The sequence below is a fragment of the Rhodococcus sp. NPDC057529 genome, assembly GCF_042802055.1.
Taxonomy (GTDB): Bacteria; Actinomycetota; Actinomycetes; order Mycobacteriales; family Mycobacteriaceae; genus Rhodococcus_F.
In genome coordinates this window covers 99,777-118,714 of the sequence record NZ_JBHVEY010000004.1, presented here as the reverse complement: position 1 = coordinate 118,714, position 18,938 = coordinate 99,777, and the positions used below count along the sequence as shown (strand labels likewise).

16 protein-coding genes are annotated in these 18,938 nt (G+C 67.6%); 5 read left to right on the top strand and 11 right to left on the bottom strand.

Annotated elements, in window-relative coordinates; translation table 11 throughout:
• Window positions 1-139 precede the first annotated feature (139 nt).
• From ACFU5V_RS09115 to ACFU5V_RS09100, 4 genes are all read right to left on the bottom strand, one after another.
• Window positions 140-1,480 carry a DUF222 domain-containing protein gene (locus ACFU5V_RS09115; RefSeq protein WP_378699067.1) on the bottom strand — a complete coding sequence of 447 codons (1,341 nt, stop codon included), beginning with the start codon at window positions 1,478-1,480 and terminating at the stop codon, window positions 140-142.
• Between the two features lie 58 nt (window positions 1,481-1,538).
• Window positions 1,539-2,681 (bottom strand): RNA-guided endonuclease TnpB family protein, encoded by a 1,143-nt coding sequence (locus tag ACFU5V_RS09110; RefSeq protein ID WP_378698579.1) that lies wholly within the window; start codon window positions 2,679-2,681, stop codon window positions 1,539-1,541.
• Window positions 2,682-2,869: 188 nt separating this feature from the next.
• Complete coding sequence (locus ACFU5V_RS09105) at window positions 2,870-4,030, bottom strand: ISL3 family transposase (protein WP_378698577.1); 1,161 nt, start codon at window positions 4,028-4,030, stop codon at window positions 2,870-2,872.
• 221 nt (window positions 4,031-4,251) lie between these two features.
• Complete coding sequence (locus tag ACFU5V_RS09100) at window positions 4,252-4,926, bottom strand: GPP34 family phosphoprotein (protein WP_378698575.1); 675 nt, start codon at window positions 4,924-4,926, stop codon at window positions 4,252-4,254.
• 146 nt (window positions 4,927-5,072) lie between these two features.
• On the opposite strand from ACFU5V_RS09100, the gene ACFU5V_RS09095 reads away from it, so the two are divergent.
• Window positions 5,073-6,110, top strand: a complete 1,038-nt coding sequence (locus ACFU5V_RS09095; RefSeq protein ID WP_378698573.1) for an alpha/beta hydrolase — start codon at window positions 5,073-5,075, stop codon at window positions 6,108-6,110.
• Between the two features lie 63 nt (window positions 6,111-6,173).
• Window positions 6,174-8,108, top strand: coding sequence for a propionyl-CoA synthetase (locus ACFU5V_RS09090; RefSeq protein ID WP_378698571.1), 1,935 nt, complete (start codon window positions 6,174-6,176; stop codon window positions 8,106-8,108).
• 4 nt (window positions 8,109-8,112) lie between these two features.
• Here the strand turns inward: ACFU5V_RS09090 and ACFU5V_RS09085 are convergent, their stop codons facing one another.
• Window positions 8,113-8,679: a TetR/AcrR family transcriptional regulator gene (locus ACFU5V_RS09085; RefSeq protein WP_378698569.1), complete on the bottom strand. Its 567-nt coding sequence runs from the start codon at window positions 8,677-8,679 to the stop codon at window positions 8,113-8,115.
• 98 nt (window positions 8,680-8,777) lie between these two features.
• On the opposite strand from ACFU5V_RS09085, the gene ACFU5V_RS09080 reads away from it, so the two are divergent.
• Window positions 8,778-9,986 (top strand): MFS transporter, encoded by a 1,209-nt coding sequence (locus tag ACFU5V_RS09080; protein WP_378698567.1) that lies wholly within the window; start codon window positions 8,778-8,780, stop codon window positions 9,984-9,986.
• Window positions 9,987-10,007: 21 nt separating this feature from the next.
• On the opposite strand, the gene ACFU5V_RS09075 is transcribed toward ACFU5V_RS09080, so the two are convergent.
• Entirely contained in the window at window positions 10,008-11,348 is a 1,341-nt protein-coding gene (locus ACFU5V_RS09075) for a cryptochrome/photolyase family protein (RefSeq protein WP_378698565.1), read from the bottom strand.
• 29 nt (window positions 11,349-11,377) lie between these two features.
• Window positions 11,378-12,295: a mechanosensitive ion channel family protein gene (locus ACFU5V_RS09070; protein ID WP_378698562.1), complete on the bottom strand. Its 918-nt coding sequence runs from the start codon at window positions 12,293-12,295 to the stop codon at window positions 11,378-11,380.
• An 82-nt stretch (window positions 12,296-12,377) separates the two neighbouring features.
• On the opposite strand from ACFU5V_RS09070, the gene ACFU5V_RS09065 reads away from it, so the two are divergent.
• Together ACFU5V_RS09065 and ACFU5V_RS09060 are read left to right on the top strand one after the other, a co-directional pair.
• Complete coding sequence (locus ACFU5V_RS09065; protein ID WP_378698560.1) at window positions 12,378-13,094, top strand: response regulator transcription factor; 717 nt, start codon at window positions 12,378-12,380, stop codon at window positions 13,092-13,094.
• Window positions 13,091-14,431 (top strand): sensor histidine kinase, encoded by a 1,341-nt coding sequence (locus ACFU5V_RS09060; RefSeq protein WP_378698557.1) that lies wholly within the window; start codon window positions 13,091-13,093, stop codon window positions 14,429-14,431. The genes ACFU5V_RS09065 and ACFU5V_RS09060 overlap by 4 nt, the downstream gene beginning before the upstream one ends.
• 29 nt (window positions 14,432-14,460) lie before the next feature.
• On the opposite strand, the gene ACFU5V_RS09055 is transcribed toward ACFU5V_RS09060, so the two are convergent.
• The 4 genes from ACFU5V_RS09055 to ACFU5V_RS09040 form a co-directional block, all read right to left on the bottom strand.
• A complete protein-coding gene (locus ACFU5V_RS09055) occupies window positions 14,461-14,823 on the bottom strand; it encodes an FKBP-type peptidyl-prolyl cis-trans isomerase (protein WP_015888813.1) in 363 nt (120 codons plus the stop codon).
• A gap of 47 nt (window positions 14,824-14,870) precedes the next feature.
• On the bottom strand, window positions 14,871-16,166 hold the full coding sequence (locus ACFU5V_RS09050) for a citrate synthase (RefSeq protein ID WP_124394967.1): 1,296 nt from the start codon (window positions 16,164-16,166) through the stop codon (window positions 14,871-14,873).
• A gap of 428 nt (window positions 16,167-16,594) precedes the next feature.
• Window positions 16,595-17,557: an aldose 1-epimerase family protein gene (locus ACFU5V_RS09045; protein WP_378698555.1), complete on the bottom strand. Its 963-nt coding sequence runs from the start codon at window positions 17,555-17,557 to the stop codon at window positions 16,595-16,597.
• A gap of 52 nt (window positions 17,558-17,609) precedes the next feature.
• Complete coding sequence (locus ACFU5V_RS09040; RefSeq protein WP_378431801.1) at window positions 17,610-18,896, bottom strand: MFS transporter; 1,287 nt, start codon at window positions 18,894-18,896, stop codon at window positions 17,610-17,612.
• Between the last annotated feature and the right edge of the window lie 42 nt (window positions 18,897-18,938).

The window sequence follows — 18,938 nt, the reverse complement described above, 5'->3', positions numbered from 1 at the left end:
GGCGCATGGTCAGTTGCGAGGCGGCCAACCGAGTCCGAACCGTAGCAATCGCATTGACAGTTCTTTACTCTTGCTAACCACCTATATTCCACGGTAACCCTTTTCGGCGCACAGGCGGTGAGCCCGCAATCACCGCCGGTCAGAACGGTGCGGGCTCTTCGGTCGCGTCGGCCTCGGGTACGCGTTCGCCGGGCGACCGCCCCCGCACCGCGTCCAGGCGTGCCTGCCGTCGGCGGCGCTCGGCCCGGATCCGTGCCGCAGTGTTCTGCGCACGGGTGCGGCGGCGGGAAGCGGGGTCAGCGACTCGGTCACGCTCGCGTGCGCCCAGGATTCCCGGGGACCGCGGCCGGTATCGATGTCCGGTGGGCGCTACCATCTCGATTCCGCCCTCGGCGTCCACGTGCCAGTGACCGGAATGTTTGAGCCGGTGATGGTTTCGGCAGTAGGCGGTCAGGTTCCCGGCCACCGTCGGACCTCCGGCGGCGGGATCGGAATGGTCGAACGGCCGATGATGATCGAGGTCCGTGTTCCAGGCCGCGACATCGCAGTGCAACCATTCGCACCCGCCGGCCAGCACCCGCAGCCAGGTGTCGAGAACGGTGCCGGGACGGTACGTGGTCGCCGCGGTGACGCTCGGTGGCCGCACCGGTTCGACGTCGGCGTCGGCTGCGATCTCACGTGCGTGTGCGGCGTCGACGATTCCGTAGCCGTCGAGGTAGCCCGGTTCGTCGTTACCTGCGAGCGTGGAGTCGAGCATGATCAGGTGCACGAGCGGCTTGCGCGCCGTGGGCACGATGCGCGAATCCTGACTGCAATCGCGCTGCCCGCATTCGCATTTCACGTACGCGGCACCATCGACGAGCGCGGACAGTCCGTCTGCCCGTCGCTGTTCGTAGGTTCGAAGATCTTTCGGGCACACGGTGTTCGCCAGTTCGCGTAACCGTGCGTCGAATGCCCGGCCCCGCACGGCGGGGACGGATCCGAGGATGCGGCACATGCCGTCCTCGGCGGCGCTGACTCCGACGAACCTGTCGGCCTGCGCCTTCTCCCGCTTGGCCCGCACCCCCGCCGGGTCGAGCCTCGCGATGATGCGGTTGGCCGCGTTGGTCAGCCTGCGGCCGGTCAACCCGGTTCCACCGGTCCGTGGTGGGGCCAGAACCTGTTCGAGGAGTTGATGTTCGACCTCGCCGATCCGGTCGTCGGTGACGTTTGCCGTCGCGTCTTCGATCAGGCGGACCCGGTACATGTCGAGATCGCCGCGCGCCATGGCCTCGCGGGTCGCAGGCAACCGGGTGCGCAGCGACATGCCCAGGCCGATCAGGCGACCCGCCGCCGCTCGCCCCATGGTGAGTGCGGCACCGATCTCGGCCTCGACCACTTCGTGCGCGGTCGACGTCCATGCCCCGTCGGACTCGATCTCGGCAGTGCGGCGCACGAACAGCTCTGCGTTGACTTCCTCTCGGCCGTGAACGACCGAGATTCCCCGCGGGACTCGCGTCCCGAGGTTCCTGTTTCACCGACAGTCGCCTCCCCACACGTCATGTGCGGGGTGGTCTCACACCGTCTCCGCAGGCTGCCACCGCCAGTCCGACGGCCAAAATGTTCCTCGCCGCATTCACATCCCGATCATGGACCGCGCCGCATCGGCACGCCCACTCCCGCACATTCAGCGGCATCGTCGACGCGACCTCCCCGCACACCGAGCAGGTCTTCGACGACGGACAGAACCGGTCGACCGCCACCACCCGCCGCCCGTACCAGTCGGCCTTGTACTCGAGCATCGACCGGAACTCGGACCAGCCCGCATCCGAGATCGCCCGAGACAACGACCGATTCTTGACCATGTTCCGCACACTCAGATCCTCGACGGCGATCACTTGGTTTTCGCGCACCAGTCGAGTAGAGAGTTTGTGCAGATAATCGCGGCGCCGATCGGCGATCCGGCCATGAATCTTCGCGACCTTCAGTCGGGCCTTGGCCCGGTTACGGGACCCTTTCTCCTTCCTGGCCAGCGTCCGCTGCGCCTTCGCCAACCGCACACGGTCCGTGCGCTCGTGGCGCGGGTTGGCGATCTTCTCCCCCGTCGAGAGCGTGTACAGGCTCGTGATCCCGGCGTCGAGCCCGACCACCCGATCGACCGGCTCGAGCTCGGGAATCACGTCTTCGACGAGGATCGAGATGTGATATTGCCCGCGAGCGTTACGCGACACCGTCACCTGCGACGGCACGGCCCCCTCCGGCAGCGGCCTCGACCACCGAATGTCCAGGGGTTCGGACTGCTTGGCCAACCGGAGCTGCCCGCCCCGGTAGGTGAAGCAGTTCGAGAAGTAGGTCGCCGAATCCTTCGACCGGCCCTTACTCTTGAACTGCGGGTAGCGGGTCTGCTTGCGCCAGAACCTCTCGAACGCGCCCTGCAACTGCCGCAGCGATTCCTGCAGCGGCCCCTTCGACGGCTCCGCCAACCACTCCGTCTCGGGGTCCCGTTTCCATCCGGTGAGCATCGTCGAAGTGTCCGCGTATGTGATCCGCCGCTGCTCCTGCGACCAGGCACGCGTCCGCTCGGCCAACGCCCGGTTGTAGACATACCGGGTGCACCCGAACGTCCGAGCAAGCTGATCTGCCTGCACCGCAGTCGGATAGAAACGGTACTTGAACGCCCGCTTCACCACCCGCCCCGCCATGACCCAGACACTAACCCCATGGTCCGACAAATCCAGATCGGCTCACCCTGCCCTGGACGACCGGGTTTGCGCCGAAAGACTCACGGATCAACTCGACCAGACCCACGTCGGATTCCGCGTCGGCGAGACAGCAGACCGTCTCGCTAATCCCCCGATCCAATACCCCCGTATCGAACATGTGCCCCTCCTTACGTTTGTGTGGGCAGTTTTACCTCGATTCCGCCGAGATTGAGATAGATCATCGCCTTGAGTGATTCCGCTGAATGATGACCGTAACCGCGGGCATTGATCAGTCTGATCTTCGAGTTGATCCCCTCGATAAGGGCATTGGATATCCCCAACTCGATTGCTGCACAGATTTGCTCGGATTTCTTGTCGATCATGCGCGCCAGTTGTACGAACGCATCGATCCCGCAGGACCGCGCTTCTTCGATCCACCGCCGTAGATACCGTGCAGCGTTCCGGGGCGCGATCTTGCGGTAGAGATCGCGGAACTGCTCCTTCAGACGCCACGCTGTCCCGACCTCGGTATCGGCTGCGGTCACCGTCCGCAGCAACGACTTGTGTTTCTTGGTGAGCCGATTCTTACCGAGCCGCAACACTGTGCGAGCTTGACGCCATTCCGGGGCTTGCATCGACAAGGTCCGGCGAACAGACGCCGCGTCGGAGAACACACGATCCAATGCTCGGTTCACCCACTGCATCACATGAAAGGGGTCCATACACTGACGAGCCTGCGGGACGTGATCCTCGGCGGCGGCACGGAAGGCGGGAGAGCCGTCCATCGACACCACCTGCACCTTGTCGCGCTCCTTCGCCGACTGTTGCTCGAAGAACTCCGAAAACGAGTCTCGGCCTCGGCCCTCGGTGATGTAGACGACCTTGCCGGTGTCGTGATCGCCGACGATGGTGAGGTACTTGTGCGGATGCCGGTAGCAGATTTCGTCGACTCCGATTCGATACACATTCTCGAGCCTGCGCGAGTCGATCAACGCATCGACTGCCCGCGTGACGATGGAGGTGACCGTCCGCCATGCACAGCGCATCAAGGTCGACACCGAGGTCCGATCGGTGCGGGTGACCAACCACAGCACCATGTCCTCGAAGTCGCGTGTGTGCCGTGCTGTCGGACGCGCCCACGGAATGTCCTCGGTCCGGACGCCGCAGGTCGGGCACTCGATCCGTCGGATCGGATACTTCAACCACACCTTGTGGCGGCCGAAGTCGAGATGGCGCCAGCGCCGCGGCGCGTGGTCGTAGGCAGCGGCGCTCGTGTAGCCGCATGGGCACTTCACACGGCGTGCTGCGAGTCTGACGGTGACCTCGACGGAGTCGTCTGTGATCGACACGCACGTGTAGCGGTCCTCCGGGTTGAGGTTGGTGTAGGAACCCCGAAATCTAGAGACCCAACACGTGAGCTCCCTCATTCCACCGGCAACTCGCCGAACACTGCGTCCAACAGCCCACCCTGAACAGTAGAAATGACGCCCACACAAACCTCAGGAGCGCCACATGTGTTCTACACTAGCGAAAACCCATGCGCTCCAAAATACCCCGACAGGACCCGCCTCTAGCCACTCCCTGCCACGATGGCGGGCACGGTGGCGGCGACGATGATGGCAGCGTTGACGGCGTCGACGGATGCGCGCACGGCCTTGCCTGCCCAGTCGCCTTCGGCGATGTCTTTCGCCCGCTTCTTCACGGCGCGACGGTCGGCGTCCGGGAACAGCTTCGGGGCGGCGTCGACGGCGGAGAGGAGCGAGACGAGTGCTGCGGTGCGCGGAGTGGGGGTGACCCCGTCGAGGAGCGCGGCCCCCAGTTCGTTCCGCACCGTGCGTTCGTGGCTGCCGTCGACCTCCGGCCACCGGGTGGTGGGGAAGATGCCGAGCACCTTGCCCTTCTCCTCGCGGACCCATCCCGCGTCGACGATGCGCTTCGCGAGTTCGTCGCGCAGATTCTTGGTGAGCTTCTCGATCGCTGCTTCCGGTTTCAGCGGCTTCGACCTACCGATGAGATCGACTGCCCGCGCGAGCAGCGGATCCTGCGGCCACGCGCCGTCCCGGACGACGAGGCGGCCCTTCTTCACGTCCTCACCGGGTTCGGCGGGCGTGACGACGTCACCGAGAGCCAGTTCCAGCAGAACGGCGCCTGCGAGGACGCGCGGCAACCTGGTCCCGTCAACGACGGGTTTGCCCGACGCGTCGTCGAGCAGCAGCAACAGCAGATCTTCGGCGAGCAGCGTCATGCTTCCACGATAGGTCCGGCGGCAACGCGAAGTCCGGTGTCCGTTCAGCCGCCCCGCGGAATGTTTGCCGGTTACCGTGAAGGGGAAATATTTCCGAATATCAGCGGACGGTTGTCGGGCACCGCAGTCAAGCACGAGGAGCGGCTATGAGCGCGATCGGACACTGTCGGGCACTCCTGGCGGTCGCCGTCATTGCCTCGTCTGCCATGTTCGGTCAGGTGGCGACGGCGTCTGCGGACGAGTGGCGGGCCCTTCCCGCCGACAAGCCGGCCTCGGCGGACGGCTCCGTCCTCGACCACATCGAGGAGATCAACGACCGTCAGCTGAACATGTTCGTCTACTCGGCGGCGATGGAGAAGGTGATCCTCCTCGAGGTCATCCGTCCCGCCGACACGAGCGTCCCCCGCCCGACCCTGTACCTGCTCAACGGTGCCGGTGGCGGCGAGGATTCGGCGACGTGGCAGGCGCGGACGGACGTGGTCAGCTTCTTCGCCGACAAGAACGTCAACGTCGTCACCCCCGTCGGCGGCGCCTACAGCTACTACACCGACTGGCAGAAGCCCGACCCCGTCCTCGGTGTCAACAAATGGACTACGTTCCTCACCGAGGAGCTTCCGCCGATCGTCGACGCCGCACTCGGAACCAACGGTGACAATGCCATCGCAGGTCTGTCGATGTCGGGCACGTCCGTCCTGAGCCTCGCCGAGGCCGCCCCCTCGCTGTATCGCGCCGTCGGTGCGTTCAGCGGGTGCGCCGAGACGAGCACCCAACCGGGCCGGGACTACGTCACGTTCGTCGTCAGCTTCCGCGGCGGAGACGTCGAGAACATGTGGGGACCGCCCGACGACCCCGCCTGGGTGGAAAACGACCCCGTCATCAACGCCGAGAAGCTACGCGGCATCGACCTGTACATCAGCAACGCCACCGGGCTGCCCGGCATCCACGAGAACCTCAACGGCCCGGACATCAACGGAGATGTCGGCGTCCTCGCCAATCAGGTGATCGTGGGCGGCATCATCGAGGCCGGAACCAACGAATGCACCCATCGCCTGGCCGACAGGCTGAACGCCCTGGGAATCCCGGCCACGTACGACTTCCGGCCCACCGGCACCCACTCGTGGGGCTACTGGCAGGACGACCTGCACAACTCCTGGCCGATGATCGCCGGTTCCCTCGGCGTCTGACCGGGCGCACCCGACGTCGCATAGGGTGTTTCGGGTCACACCACGACGAGAGGACGTGCATCGATGAGTTCCCCGGGAACTGCGCCTTCGAGCGACGACCATGGCCACAGCTACGCCGAGGTGTACCGCCGGAGCACCGACAGTCCCGAGGAATTCTGGCTCGCCGCGGCCGGGGCCGTCGAGTGGGAGCAGCCACCGACGCGGGCGCTCGACGACTCCGCCGCCCCGATGTACCGGTGGTTCCCGGACGCGTCGCTGAACACCTGCTTCAACGCCCTGGACCGGCACGTGCGCGACGGCAACGGAGACCGGGCGGCGTTGATCTACGACTCGGCGATGGTGCCCGACGCGTCCCGCACCTACACCTACGCAGAACTTCTCGACGAGGTGTCCCGGTTCGCCGGCGTCCTGAGGGACCAGGGTGTGGTGGCCGGGGACCGGGTGATCGTCTACATGCCGATGATCCCCGAAGCGGCGATCGCAATGCTGGCCTGCGCCCGTATCGGCGCCGTGCACTCGGTGGTGTTCGGCGGGTTCGCCGCGAAGGAACTCGCGACCCGCATCGACGACGCCGGACCGGTGGTGCTGGTGACGGCGTCGGGCGGCCTCGAACCGGGGCGCACCGTCGAATACCTGCCGATGGTGGCGAAGGCGCTGGAATTGTCCGCCACCGCTCCGCACACGGTGATCGTCAAGGACCGCGAGCAGGTTTCCGGTTCGGCCGCCGACTACCGGGGCGGCGAGGCGGCGTGGTTCGACTGGGACACGCTGATGGCGGATGCCGCACCCGCGGAACCGGTTCCGGTGGCCGCGACGGACCCGCTGTACATCCTCTACACGTCCGGTACCACGGGGAAGCCGAAGGGCGTGATCCGCGACAACGGCGGGCACGCCGTCGCGCTGACGTGGTCGATGCGCAACATCTACGACATCGGCCCGGGTGACGTGTGGTGGACCGCGTCCGACGTGGGCTGGGTGGTCGGCCACTCGTACATCGTCTACGGGCCGCTCCTGGCCGGCGCCACGTCCGTGCTCTACGAGGGCAAGCCGGTCGGGACCCCGGATGCGGGGGCGTTCTGGCGGGTGATCTCCGATCACGGTGTGTCGGCGCTGTTCACGGCGCCGACCGCGATCCGCGCCGTCCGCAAGGCCGACCCGGACGCGAAGGAGATCGAGAAGTACGACATCTCCTCACTGAAGACGCTGTTCGCGGCGGGCGAGCGCCTCGACCCCGACACGTACGCGTGGGCGACCCGCGTCCTGGGCCGTCCCGTCGTCGATCACTGGTGGCAGACCGAGACCGGCTGGGCGATCTGCTCCAACCTGCGCGGGCTCGAACCCATGCCGCTGAAGGCCGGCTCCCCCACCGTCCCCGTCCCCGGGTACCGGGTGCAGGTCGTCGACGGCGGGGGGAACGTGGTTCCGGCCGGGGCCGAGGGCAACATCGTGATCGGCCTGCCCCTGCCTCCGGGGACCCTGGCCGGGTTGTGGCGCGACCCGGAGCGGTACGTGAAGTCGTACCTCGCCACGTTCGAGGGCTACTACCTCACCGGCGACTCCGGGTACATCGACGAGGACGGGTACGTGTTCGTCCTCGGGCGCAGCGACGACGTCATCAACGTTGCCGGACATCGGCTTTCGACCGGCAGCATGGAGGCCGTGGTCGCCGGTCATCCCGCGGTGGCCGAGTGCGCGGTGGTCGGGATCCGCGACGAACTCAAGGGGCAGCGGCCAAGCGGCTACGTGGTGCTCAAGGCCGGCGTCGACATCGACCCCGAGACACTCCGCACCGAACTGGTCGCGATGGTGCGTGAGCAGATCGGCGCCGTCGCCACGTTCCGCGACGTGACGGTCGTGCAGGCGCTGCCCAAGACCCGCTCCGGCAAGATCCTGCGCAAGACGATGCGGCAGATCGCCGACCACGAGGAGTACACGGTGCCGTCCACCATCGAGGACGTCGCCGTCCTCGACGCGCTGAAGAAGCAGTTGGGCGGCTGACCGCTCAGACCCGGACAGCCGCGTCGAGTGCCTGATCCACCAGCACTTCGACGCGGTCCGCTTCGAGTGGATCGAGGTCGAACAGGATGCGGTAGACGATCGGCGCCACCACGTGGTCGATCACGTGCTCGACCACGCCCTGACCAATCGGGCCGGCCGGCTCCCCGCGTCCGAGGATCGTCTCGATCTGGGTGCGGCAGAACGTCGCGCACTGGAGCGGATTGGTGTCGCCGCTCATCACGACGTCACGCAGCGCCGACCGCCCCACCGGCGAGGACATCTCCTCGAGGTACTCCTGTGCCCAGGCGACGAGGTCGCCTCGCACACTGCCGGTTTCGCGCGGCGGCGCGTCGGGACGCAGTCGCTCGATCGCAACGTCCGCGAACACCTCGGTGATGTCGCCCCAGCGCCGGTAGATGGTCGACGGGGTGACCCCGGCGTCGGCGGCGATCATCGGGACGGTGATCTCTGCTCGGTCGCGCTCGTCGAGGAGCTTGCGGGTGGACGCGTGCACCGCCTGCTGGATGCGGGCGCTGCGCCCACCGGGGCGTGGACCTGGAGCCGGACTCATGACCCCATGCTAACGCAAAGCTGTTGCATTAAGAATGGCCGCGGCGTAGCGTCCATTAACGCAAACCTTTTGCTTTAACGTTCTCCGGGAGTACGCCCATGCCGACCCTTGCACCCGAAGCACCACCGACCTCTCGACCCGCGCTGCGCCGCGGCGCCGCCTTCACCCTCGTCGCGGTCGTGATCGCCACCCTCCTCGGCGCGTCCGCCGCACCGACACCGCTGTACGAGCTGTACCAGTCGAACTGGGGCTTCTCTTCGCTGCAGTCGACGCTGGTCTTCGGCATCTACGCCGTGAGCCTGCTGCTGGCGCTGCTCACCGTGGGGTCGTTGTCGGACTACGTCGGCCGGCGCCCCGTCCTGATCACCGCGCTCGCGTTCGAGGCGGTCTCGATGATCATGTTCGCGACCGCCGAAGGCATCGGACTGCTGCTGCTCGCCCGGGTGGTGCAGGGATTCGCGACCGGTGCCGCGATCAGCGCCCTCGGTTCCACCCTCCTCGACCTCGAACGCACACCGGGACGCGGCGCCACCGTCAACAGCATCGCGCCCACCGCCGGCCTCGCGCTCGGCGCCATCGGATCGAGCCTCATCAGCGAACACCTTCCCCGGCCCACCAGCACCGTGTTCCTGGTGCTCCTCGTGCTGTTCGTCGTCGAGATCCTCGGCATCTGGGCGGCACCCGAGACGGCGGTCCGGCAGAAGGGCGCGCTGGCGTCGATGCGACCGGCGCTCGCGGTCCCGTCCACCGCACGGAGAATGCTCGTCGCCACGGGACCGTGCCTGATCGCCGTCTGGGCGCTCGGCGGCTTCTACCTGTCGCTCGGACCGTCACTCGCCCGCAACGCACTCGACGTGCACACGTCCCTGATCGGCGCGATCATGGTCGCGACGCTCACCGGGACCGGCGCACTCGCGGTGTTCCTGCTGCGCAACGTCGCGGCACGGCGCATCCTGGTCGTCGGAGCGTCGGCCCTCGTCGCCGGCGTCGCCGTCACCCTGCTCGGCGCCGAAACATCCTCGGCACCCTTGATTCTCGTAGGAACCGCGGTCGCGGGCATCGGGTTCGGCGCCGGCTTCCAGGGCACCATCCGCACCGTCATGCCGCTCGCCGCACCACACGAGCGGGCGGGACTGCTCTCGAGCATCTACGTGATCGCCTACCTCGCCAACAGCGTTCCGGCGCTGGTCGCCGGATACCTCGTCGGGCAGGTCGGGCTCGTCGACACCACCCGCATCTACGGCGGACTCGTCATCGTCCTCGCCGCGGCGGCCCTCGTGCGCCGCGCACCCGTGAGTACTTGTTAACCGCCCGCGGTTAACAAGTACTCACGGGGACTTGATCTCGCCGTACCGGGCCAGGGCCTCCTGGCGTTCGTGGGCGTGGTCGACGATCGGCGGCGGATAGTCTTCGGGGCGGCCGTCTTTCAGCGCGTGGACGGCCTTCCCGGAGATCCCGCACAGTTCGGGCACCCACCGCCGCACGTATTCGCCGTCGGGGTCGAACTTCTCCCCCTGTGTCGTCGGGTTGAACACCCGGAAGTACGGCGACGCGTCCGTCCCCGACCCCGCCGTCCACTGCCAGCCGTGCTGGTTGTTCGCCAGATCGCCGTCGACGAGCTGGTTCATGAAGTAGCGGGCGCCCCGCCACCACGGCAGGTGCAGGTCCTTGACGAAGAACGACGCGACGATCATCCGCACCCGGTTGTGCATCCAGCCTTCGGCTTTCAGCTGACGCATCCCGGCATCGACGATCGGGAACCCCGTCCGGCCCTCGCACCACGCCGCGTACGCCTCCTCGGCGTCGGGCCCGCTGTCGTAGCGGATGTGGTCGAACCGGCGGTCGTAGTTTCCCCGTGCGCTGTCGGGGCGCTGGAAGAGGATGTCGGCGTAGAAGTCCCGCCACGCGAGCTGCCGCCGGTACTGCTCGGCGCTCCTGCTGCGGCGGCGGGCGAGATCGCGGAGCATCGTCCGCGGATGAATGTTGCCGTACTTCAGGTACACCGACATCCGGCTGGTCGCGTCGAGCCCGGGGCGATCCCGCGCGTCCTCGTACCCGGCGAGGTCGTCCTCGCAGAACTCCGCCCACCGTTCCAGCGCCGCCGCCTCACCCGCGACGTACCCGTCGGATTCGGGTTCGGGGATCGTCACCCGCCGCGTCTTCACGTCGTCCGGGTCCATCCACTCCACCGTCCCGGGACCGGTGTCGATCGGCGCACGCCACCCGTGCTCGAGCCACTGCCGGAAGTACGGGGTGAACACGCGGTACGATTCCCCGTCCGCCTTGGTCACCCGGCCGGGCGCCACGGCGTACGGCGACCCGGTGGCCACCAGATCGACGTGCTCGGCGACGGCGGCGTCCCGCTCGCGACCGTAGGGCCCGTAGTCGGCGCTGACGTGCACTTCTTCGGCCGACACCTTCTTCGCGATCCGCGGAACAACGTCGACGGGATCGCCCTTCACCACCAGCAACCGGCCGTCGAGTTGGTCGTCCAGCGCGGCGAGGCTGCGGAACAGGAAGTCCCGGCGGGCACCGCCCGACGTGGTCAGCAGCCGGTCGTCGAGCACGAACAGGCCGAGTGCACGCGCCCCCGACTCGGCGACCGTGTGGAGCGTCGGCAGGTCACCGAGCCGGAGGTCGCGGCGGAACCAGACGAGTGCGGTGTCCATACCTGCCACGGTAACGAAGCGCGGGCCGCTCAGTTGGTGGAGCGGGCCGAAGACAGCACCGACAGGTACGGGGCGTCGATGTCGTAGTGCGTGAACGCGGACAGCGCCGCGCGCGCGAACGTCCGCTGCACCGCCCACTGCCTGCCGGGCTTGGTCCGCGCGGTGATCCGCAGCGTGACCGATTCCGCGGTCACCGAGTTCACGCCCAGCAGTTCCGGGGGTTCGAGCACGTCGGCCGCGATCGCGTCGCCCTTGGCCGCCTCGTTGACCGCCTCCAGCGCCACCTCGCACGCCCGCTGCACGTTGGCGGCGTGCGCGATCGGCAGATCGACCACCGCGACCGCGTACCCCTGACTCATGTTGCCGACCCGCACGATCTCACCGTTACGGCAGTACCAGAGCGTGCCGTTGACGTCGCGGATCGTGGTGACCCGCAGACCCACCGTCTCGACCGTTCCCACGGCCTCGCCGAGGTCGACGACGTCGCCGACCCCGTACTGGTCCTCGAGCAGCATGAAGATGCCCGACAGGAAGTCCCGGACCAGATTCTGGGCACCGAAACCGAGTGCGACACCGATCACACCGGCGGACGCGATGAACGGCGCGACGTTGACCCCGAGGACCGCGAGGACCTGCAGCACCACCCAGATGAGCACCACGATCGACACCGTCGACTTGAGCACCGACCCGATGGTCCGGGCGCGTTGCGCGCGACGCTCGTTGACCATGGCTTCCTTGACGCCGCGCGGGGCGCGCTCCCGCAGAGGCCGGAGCATGGCCGGCTTGTCCGAGGGCTCCCGGGGACGTGTCATCCGTTCGATCATCCGGTGCAACGCGAATCGCAGTACGAGCGCCAGGACGACGTAGGCCGCGATCTCGGCCGGCCGGTGAATCAGCCAGTCACGGTTGGTTTCGGTCAGTTCGAATGCCTGCAGCGAAGGAAACATCCCCAACGAGTGTACGGACGAGACACGCTCTCACAACTGCCATCCGCACGCTCTGTGGTCGCGCCCACGGCACAATGCAGGAGTGACCGTCACCGACTCAGCCAGTGTCCTCGTGGTCGACGACGACGAGGACGTGCGGACGTCCCTCGAACGCGGCCTGCGCCTGTCCGGATTCACCGTCCTCACCGCCGTCGACGGCGCCGACGCACTGCGGGTGGTCAGCGAACAACGTCCGGACGCGATGGTGCTCGACATGAACATGCCGGTCATCGACGGCACCGGCGTCGTCACTGCGCTGCGCGCGATGAGCAACGACATCCCGATCTGTGTGCTCAGCGCCCGCGACACCGTCGACGACCGCATCTCGGGTCTGGAGTCGGGCGCCGACGACTACCTGGTCAAGCCGTTCGTCCTCGCCGAACTGATCGCCCGGATCCGGGCGATGCTGCGCCGTCGCGGCACGACCGCCGCGGCGCCGGCCGACTCGCCCGCGTCCCCGCCGATCCGCATCGGCGCGCTCGAGATCCGGCTGTCCGAACGGCGGGTCTTCATCGCGGGCGGGGAGGTGACGCTGACCAAGCGGGAGTTCGAACTTCTCGAGGTTCTCGCCCGCAACGTCGGCATCGTCCTGAGCCGTGAACGGCTCCTCGAACTGGTGTGGGGATACGACTTCGTCGCCGACACCAACGTGGTGGACGTCTTCGTCGGCTACCTGCGGCGCAAGTTCGAGGTCGGTGGTCAGCCGCGCATCCTGCACACGGTTCGCGGTGTGGGGTTCGTGCTGCGGGAACCGTCGTGAAACGCTCGTTCTCCCTCCGGACCCGTGTGGCCGCGGCGACGGCGCTGGGCGCGACGATCATCGTCGTCGCGCTCGGAATCCTGGTGTCGCTGGCGATCAACCGGAACAACCTGTCGCAACTCGACCGGCGACTGGAGACGGCGTCGGATGTCCTGGTGCCCAACGCGGCCACGGCCGGGCTGTTCCTCGGGGCGCTCGGCGACAAGGGCGCGTTCGCGATCACGATCCGTTCGGCAGACGGCGACACCGTGCTCGTCAGCACCCCCACCCAGCTGCCCGAACTCGACCCCGGCTCGCAGACGGTGCGGATCGACGACACCTGGTACCGGGCCTACACCGCGACCGTGCCTCTCCTCGGCACCCGGATCTCCCTGGCCGTGCCGTACGCCGAGGCGCAGGACGTGACGTCCGAGCAGCAACGGCAGGTGGCGCTCGTGGGGGTCCTCGCCGTCGCCGCCGCCAGCGGCCTCGGGTGGCTGTTCGGTGGTCGTGCGGTGCGACCGCTGGTCGACCTGACCGGCCGCATCGTGCGCCGCGAACCGAAACTGACACCCACGACCTCCGGCGTCCGGGAGGCCGACGAACTGGCGTCCGCCGCCGAGTCGATGCTGCGCGACGTCGCCGAGGCGCAGAACGCGACGACCGCGGCCCTCGCCACCGCCCGCGACTTCGCCGCCGTGTCCGCGCACGAACTCCGCACGCCGCTCACCGCGATGCGCACCGACCTCGAGGTCCTCACCACTCTCGACCTGACGCCGGAACAGCAGCACGAGATCCTCCGCGACCTCGCCCGCTCACAAGCCCGGGTGGAATCGACGCTGTCCGACCTCGAACGCCTCGCCCGCGGCGAACTGTCCACCGACAAGGACTTCGTGGACTGCGACCTCGTCGACATCAGCGACCTCGCCGCGGAGGAGGCGATGCGTCACAATCCCGGCCTGCAGGTGACCGTCGACGCGGCCCCGGTGACGGTCCGCGGCATGCCCGGCGGGCTGCGCCTCACCCTGGACAACGCCATCAAGAACGCGGTCCGGCACGGCGGCGCCACCGCGGTGACGATCACACTGAGAGCAGCCGACGGCATCACCACCGTCGTCGTCGACGACAACGGTTCCGGGGTGCCCGAGGCCGAACGGGCCGCGGTGTTCGAACGGTTCCACCGCGGTTCCAACGCGACGAAGAGCGGATCGGGCCTGGGCCTCGCGCTCGTCGCCCAGCAGGCCGCATTGCACAACGGCAGCGCACGTTTCGAGGTCAGCCCGCTCGGCGGCGCACGGCTCGTCGTGGAGCTGCACACCGACACGACCCGGAAAGCGGAAAGCCCCGCCTCACCGTGAGGTGATGCGGGGCCTTCGGGCCGTGAAGACTATTCCTTCACGTCCAGCAGGTCGATCATGAACACCAGCGTCTTGCCGGACAGCTGGTGTCCGGCACCGGCGGGACCGTAGGCGAGCTCCGGCGGGATGGTGAGCTGACGACGTCCGCCCACCTTCATGCCGGGGATGCCGTCCTGCCAGCCCTTGATGAGGCCGCGCAGCGGGAACTGGATGGACTCGCCGCGGCTCCAGGAGGAGTCGAACTCCTCGCCGGACTCGAACTCGACGCCGACGTAGTGCACCTCGACGGTGCCACCGGGGACGGCCTCGGCGCCGTCTCCGACAACCACGTCCTTGACGACCAGGTCGGTCGGGGCGGGTCCCTCTTGGAACTCGATCTCGGGCTTGGTCATGTGTCCTCCTCGATGAGGGCTCTATGGTTCGGCACAGGTGTTCGCGATCAGCGACCTGTGACGTCCTTGTAGTCACGCTCGGTGTAGCCGGTGTAGATCTGGCGCGGACGGCCGATCTTCGTAGCGGGATCTTCGTGCATCTCGCGCCAGTGTGCAATCCACCCGGGCAAGCGGCCCATGGCGAAGAGAACGGTGAACATGCGCGTGGGGAAGCCCATCGCGCGGTAGATCAGACCCGTGTAGAAGTCGACGTTCGGGTACAGCTTGCGCTCGACGAAGTAGTCGTCGGTCAGCGCCGCCTCTTCGAGGGCCATCGCGATGTCGAGCAGTTCGTCGTCGCCGCCGAGCTTGTCGAGGATGGTGTGCGCCGTCTGCTTGACGATCGCCGCGCGCGGGTCGTAGTTGCGGTAGACGCGGTGCCCGAAGCCCATGAGCTTCACGCCGTCTTCCTTGTTCTTGACCTTGCGGACGAAGTCGCCTGCGTTGCTGCCGCTGGCCTTGATCTCGTCGAGCATCTCCAGCACCGCCTGGTTGGCGCCGCCGTGCAGCGGGCCCCAGAGTGCGTTGATGCCACCGGAAATCGAGGTGAACAGGTTGGCGTCGGAGGAGCCGACCAGGCGCACCGTCGACGTGGAGCAGTTCTGCTCGTGGTCGGCGTGCAGGATCAGCAGCATGTCGAGTGCCTTGGCGATCTCGGGATCGATCTCGTAGGGCTCCGCGGGGAAGCCGAACGTCATCCGGAGGAAGTTCTCGACGAGGTTCAGGGAGTTGTCCGGGTACAGGAACGGCTGCCCGACGGACTTCTTGTACGCGTAGGCCGCGATGGTCGGCAGCTTCGCGAGAAGGCGGATGGTCGACAGTTCGACCTGCTCCGGGTCGGCCGGGTCCAGGGAGTCCTGGTAGTACGCGGACAGCGCGTTGACGGCGCTGGACAGCACCGGCATCGGGTGTGCGTTCCGGGGGAACCCGTCGAAGAACCTCTTCAGGTCCTCGTGCAGCAGGGTGTGGCGCCGGATCCGGTCGGTGAACGACTCCAGCTGCGCCGCGGTGGGCAGCTCACCGTAGATCAGCAGGTAGCTGACCTCGATGAAAGTCGACTTCTCGGCCAGCTGCTCGATCGGGTATCCGCGGTAACGGAGGATCCCCTTCTCACCGTCGATATAGGTGATCGCGGAGCTGGTGGAGGCGGTATTGACGAAACCCGGGTCCAGGGTGGTGTACCCGGTGCTGGCGAGCAGCTTGCCCAGTTCGATACCGTCATTGCCCTCGGTTGCCCTGGCAATGGACATCGTGTGCTCACCACCAGGGTAGGTAAGCGTGGGCTTTGTGTCATTGTCAGGCACGAAGCATCCCTCTCAAGCTCAAACCAATGAGTAACAACTTCATTCAGGTAGAAACTAGTCCCACTCTGGCCTGCCTGCCGAAGGCGGGTCCGCTCAGGGGCCGTGACGCGGCCTCCCCGCGGGATGCGCAGCGACCTCGGGGAAGGGTCGGCGAACGGGTTGGTCGAGTGTCCGATTTGCCCGCACGGCGCGGGACCGGAATCCGTGAGGGCCAGTTGCCCGGGACTGGACTGGCCTCGTTACCTGCACCGATGCCGAGGACGGCGGAGAACGCACGCCGTGGCGCCCGACGCGGTGAGGGAAGTACAGAGGCTGGCACAAAGACCGTCGGCCGCGACGGAAGAACCCCCGCCGGACGTATCGACCGGACCGCGACCGGTGTTACACCGTCTCACCAAGTGGGCACCCGGCGGTCGAAAATCGAACCGCTACGACCCCAGCGCCGACATGCCCCACACACCGGTCCACTGCTGTCCCGGAGCGAGCACCAACTGATCGATTCCGGAGTTGAACGCATCCGGCGGGCACGTCATCGGTTCGAGCGCCAGCGCGCGGCCGCGGCCCGGGTACGACTTGCCCGCGTCGGGATCCGCGACGAACGCCTGCAGCCAGCCGAACTCCCGGGCCGCCCACAGGACCGTTCCGGTGCCGTCCGGTGCACGCAATTCGTGCCGCGACCTGCCGTCGACGTCCACATCCAGTGCGCTGAACGGGGTGTCGAGGGCCACGCCTGCCAGCGGTCGTGGGCTGGTGAAGTCGTAGTCGGTGCCCGCGACGGCCTGCGAACCGCCGCTGGGCAGCATCCGCTCGTCGAGCGGCAGCCGGGTGCCCGCGGACAGGCGCAGCGTGCACTCGTCGAGGGGAAAGTCGCCGGCGCGGACGTAGGAGTGGAAACCCATCCCGAACGGCGCCGGGATGGCTCCCGTGTTGGTGGCGGTGTGCGTCACGGTCAGGCCGTCGTCGCCCAGGACGTAGTCGACGGTGAGCCGCAGCGGGTACGGCCACCCCTTGTGGAGGCCGACGTCGATCGACAACTCGATGCGGTCGTCCGTGTGATTCACGACACGCCAGTCCCGGCGGCGGACGAATCCGTGGCTCGCGTTGGCGAACCCCGGCTCCGTGATCTCGAGCTGATGGTCGATGCCGTCGAAGACGAACCGGCCGTCGCGGATCCGGTTGGGCCACGGCGCGAGGATCAGCCCGGCCGACAGCGGTGGCCGGGCGCCGAGGTCCCACGTTTCGGTGAGCGCCGTCGGCCCGTCCGGACCGTCGTGTTCGAGTAGCCGGAGTCCGGCACCGGTGGCCGCGATACCGGCCCGGTAGCCGCCGCCCCGGATCTCGAATCCAGCCGTGGCAGGCCTGTCCGTCTTCGACGACTGCGATTCACCCATGCATTTCAGTGTGCACGAGATCTGCACGAGATATGTGACGGCGCACGGGAACCTAACGCGTGACCTTGTACCGCATCAGTGCCGGGAAGGCGAGCGCGGCGATCACCACACCGATGACGACGAGGACGCCGCCACCGGCCGCGGCGACGCTCGTTCCGACTGCCGCAGCCGCGGCGCCGTGCAGCACGTCGCCGATCCGCGGGCCCCCGGCGACGACGACGATGAAGACGCCCTGGAGTCGTCCGCGCATCTCGTCCGTGGCGACCTGCTGGAGCATGGTGCTGCGGAACGCCGCGGAAACCATGTCGACGGCGCCGCCGAACGCGAGGAACGCCAGAGCGATCCACAACAGCGCGGGACTGCCTCCGGGTGAGGCGAGTCCCACGACGACGCCGAAGCCCACCATCGCCAGGCCCCACAGCGCGATGCACACGATCACGGCGCGGCCCTGACGCCGGACCCTCGGCAGCCAGCCGGAGAACACGCCGCCGGCCACCGCGCCGACGGACATCGCCGCGAACAGCAGGCCGAGCGCCACACCGCCGGAGGCCGGGTCGCCGAACGTGTCGTGCGCGATCTGCGGGAACAACGCGCGCGGCATGCCGAACACCATCGCGATGATGTCGACGACGAACGACGCGAGCAGCACCTTCTGGGTGGCGAGGTAGGCGAACCCGTCGAACACCTCGCGCAGCCCGGCGCGCCGGGACTCCCCCGTCGGCGGGATGGCCGGCAGCCGGAGTACCGCCCACAAGGTGGCCAGGAGGGCGATCGAATCGACGAGGTACAGCGTGGACAGCCCGACCACCGGGATCATGACCCCGGCGAGCAGCGGTCCGGCGATGGCGCCGAACTGCATGACCGTCATGTTGAGCGAGTTGGCCGCGGGCAGCTGTTCCACCGGGATGAGCCGCGGGATGATCGCGCTGCGGGTCGGCTGGTTGACCGCGAAGAAAGCCTGCTGCAGGCCGAGCAGTCCGAGCACCAGCCACACGTTGTTCAGGCCGAGTGCCGCCTGCACCCAGAACAGCACCGCCGTGACACCGAGTCCGACGGTGGTGATCGTCAGCAGCTTCCGCCGGTCCATGACGTCGGCGAGGGCGCCGCCCCACAGTCCGAACACGATCAGCGGCACCAGCGCGAAGACACCGGTCAGACCCACGTACGCCGAGCTACGGGTGATCTCGTACACCTGCTGCGGCACGGCGACGACGCTGAGCTGCCCGCCGATCACCGTCACGATCCCGGCCGCCCACAGGCGCCGGTAGTCCCGGTTCTGCAGCGGCGCCGTGTCGGCGAGCAGCCTCCGCTTCTTCTTCTCGGTGACGGTGTCGGTCATTCTTCCCTTAGCTCGTTTCCCATGCTCACTATTCCCCGGTGG

What these genes read in the sequence shown, in the direction of transcription:
- ACFU5V_RS09110 (WP_378698579.1), bottom strand. Translation starts at nt 2,681, where the DNA reads ATGGCGGGGCGGGTGGTGAAGCGGGCGTTCAAGTACCGTTTCTATCCG.
- ACFU5V_RS09100 (WP_378698575.1), bottom strand. Translation starts at nt 4,926, where the DNA reads ATGACGCTGCTCGCCGAAGATCTGCTGTTGCTGCTGCTCGACGACGCG.
- ACFU5V_RS09095 (WP_378698573.1), top strand. Translation starts at nt 5,073, where the DNA reads ATGAGCGCGATCGGACACTGTCGGGCACTCCTGGCGGTCGCCGTCATT.
- ACFU5V_RS09090 (WP_378698571.1), top strand. Translation starts at nt 6,174, where the DNA reads ATGAGTTCCCCGGGAACTGCGCCTTCGAGCGACGACCATGGCCACAGC.
- ACFU5V_RS09085 (WP_378698569.1), bottom strand. Translation starts at nt 8,679, where the DNA reads ATGAGTCCGGCTCCAGGTCCACGCCCCGGTGGGCGCAGCGCCCGCATC.
- ACFU5V_RS09080 (WP_378698567.1), top strand. Translation starts at nt 8,778, where the DNA reads ATGCCGACCCTTGCACCCGAAGCACCACCGACCTCTCGACCCGCGCTG.
- ACFU5V_RS09075 (WP_378698565.1), bottom strand. Translation starts at nt 11,348, where the DNA reads ATGGACACCGCACTCGTCTGGTTCCGCCGCGACCTCCGGCTCGGTGAC.
- ACFU5V_RS09070 (WP_378698562.1), bottom strand. Translation starts at nt 12,295, where the DNA reads ATGTTTCCTTCGCTGCAGGCATTCGAACTGACCGAAACCAACCGTGAC.
- ACFU5V_RS09055 (WP_015888813.1), bottom strand. Translation starts at nt 14,823, where the DNA reads ATGACCAAGCCCGAGATCGAGTTCCAAGAGGGACCCGCCCCGACCGAC.
- ACFU5V_RS09045 (WP_378698555.1), bottom strand. Translation starts at nt 17,557, where the DNA reads ATGGGTGAATCGCAGTCGTCGAAGACGGACAGGCCTGCCACGGCTGGA.
- ACFU5V_RS09040 (WP_378431801.1), bottom strand. Translation starts at nt 18,896, where the DNA reads ATGACCGACACCGTCACCGAGAAGAAGAAGCGGAGGCTGCTCGCCGAC.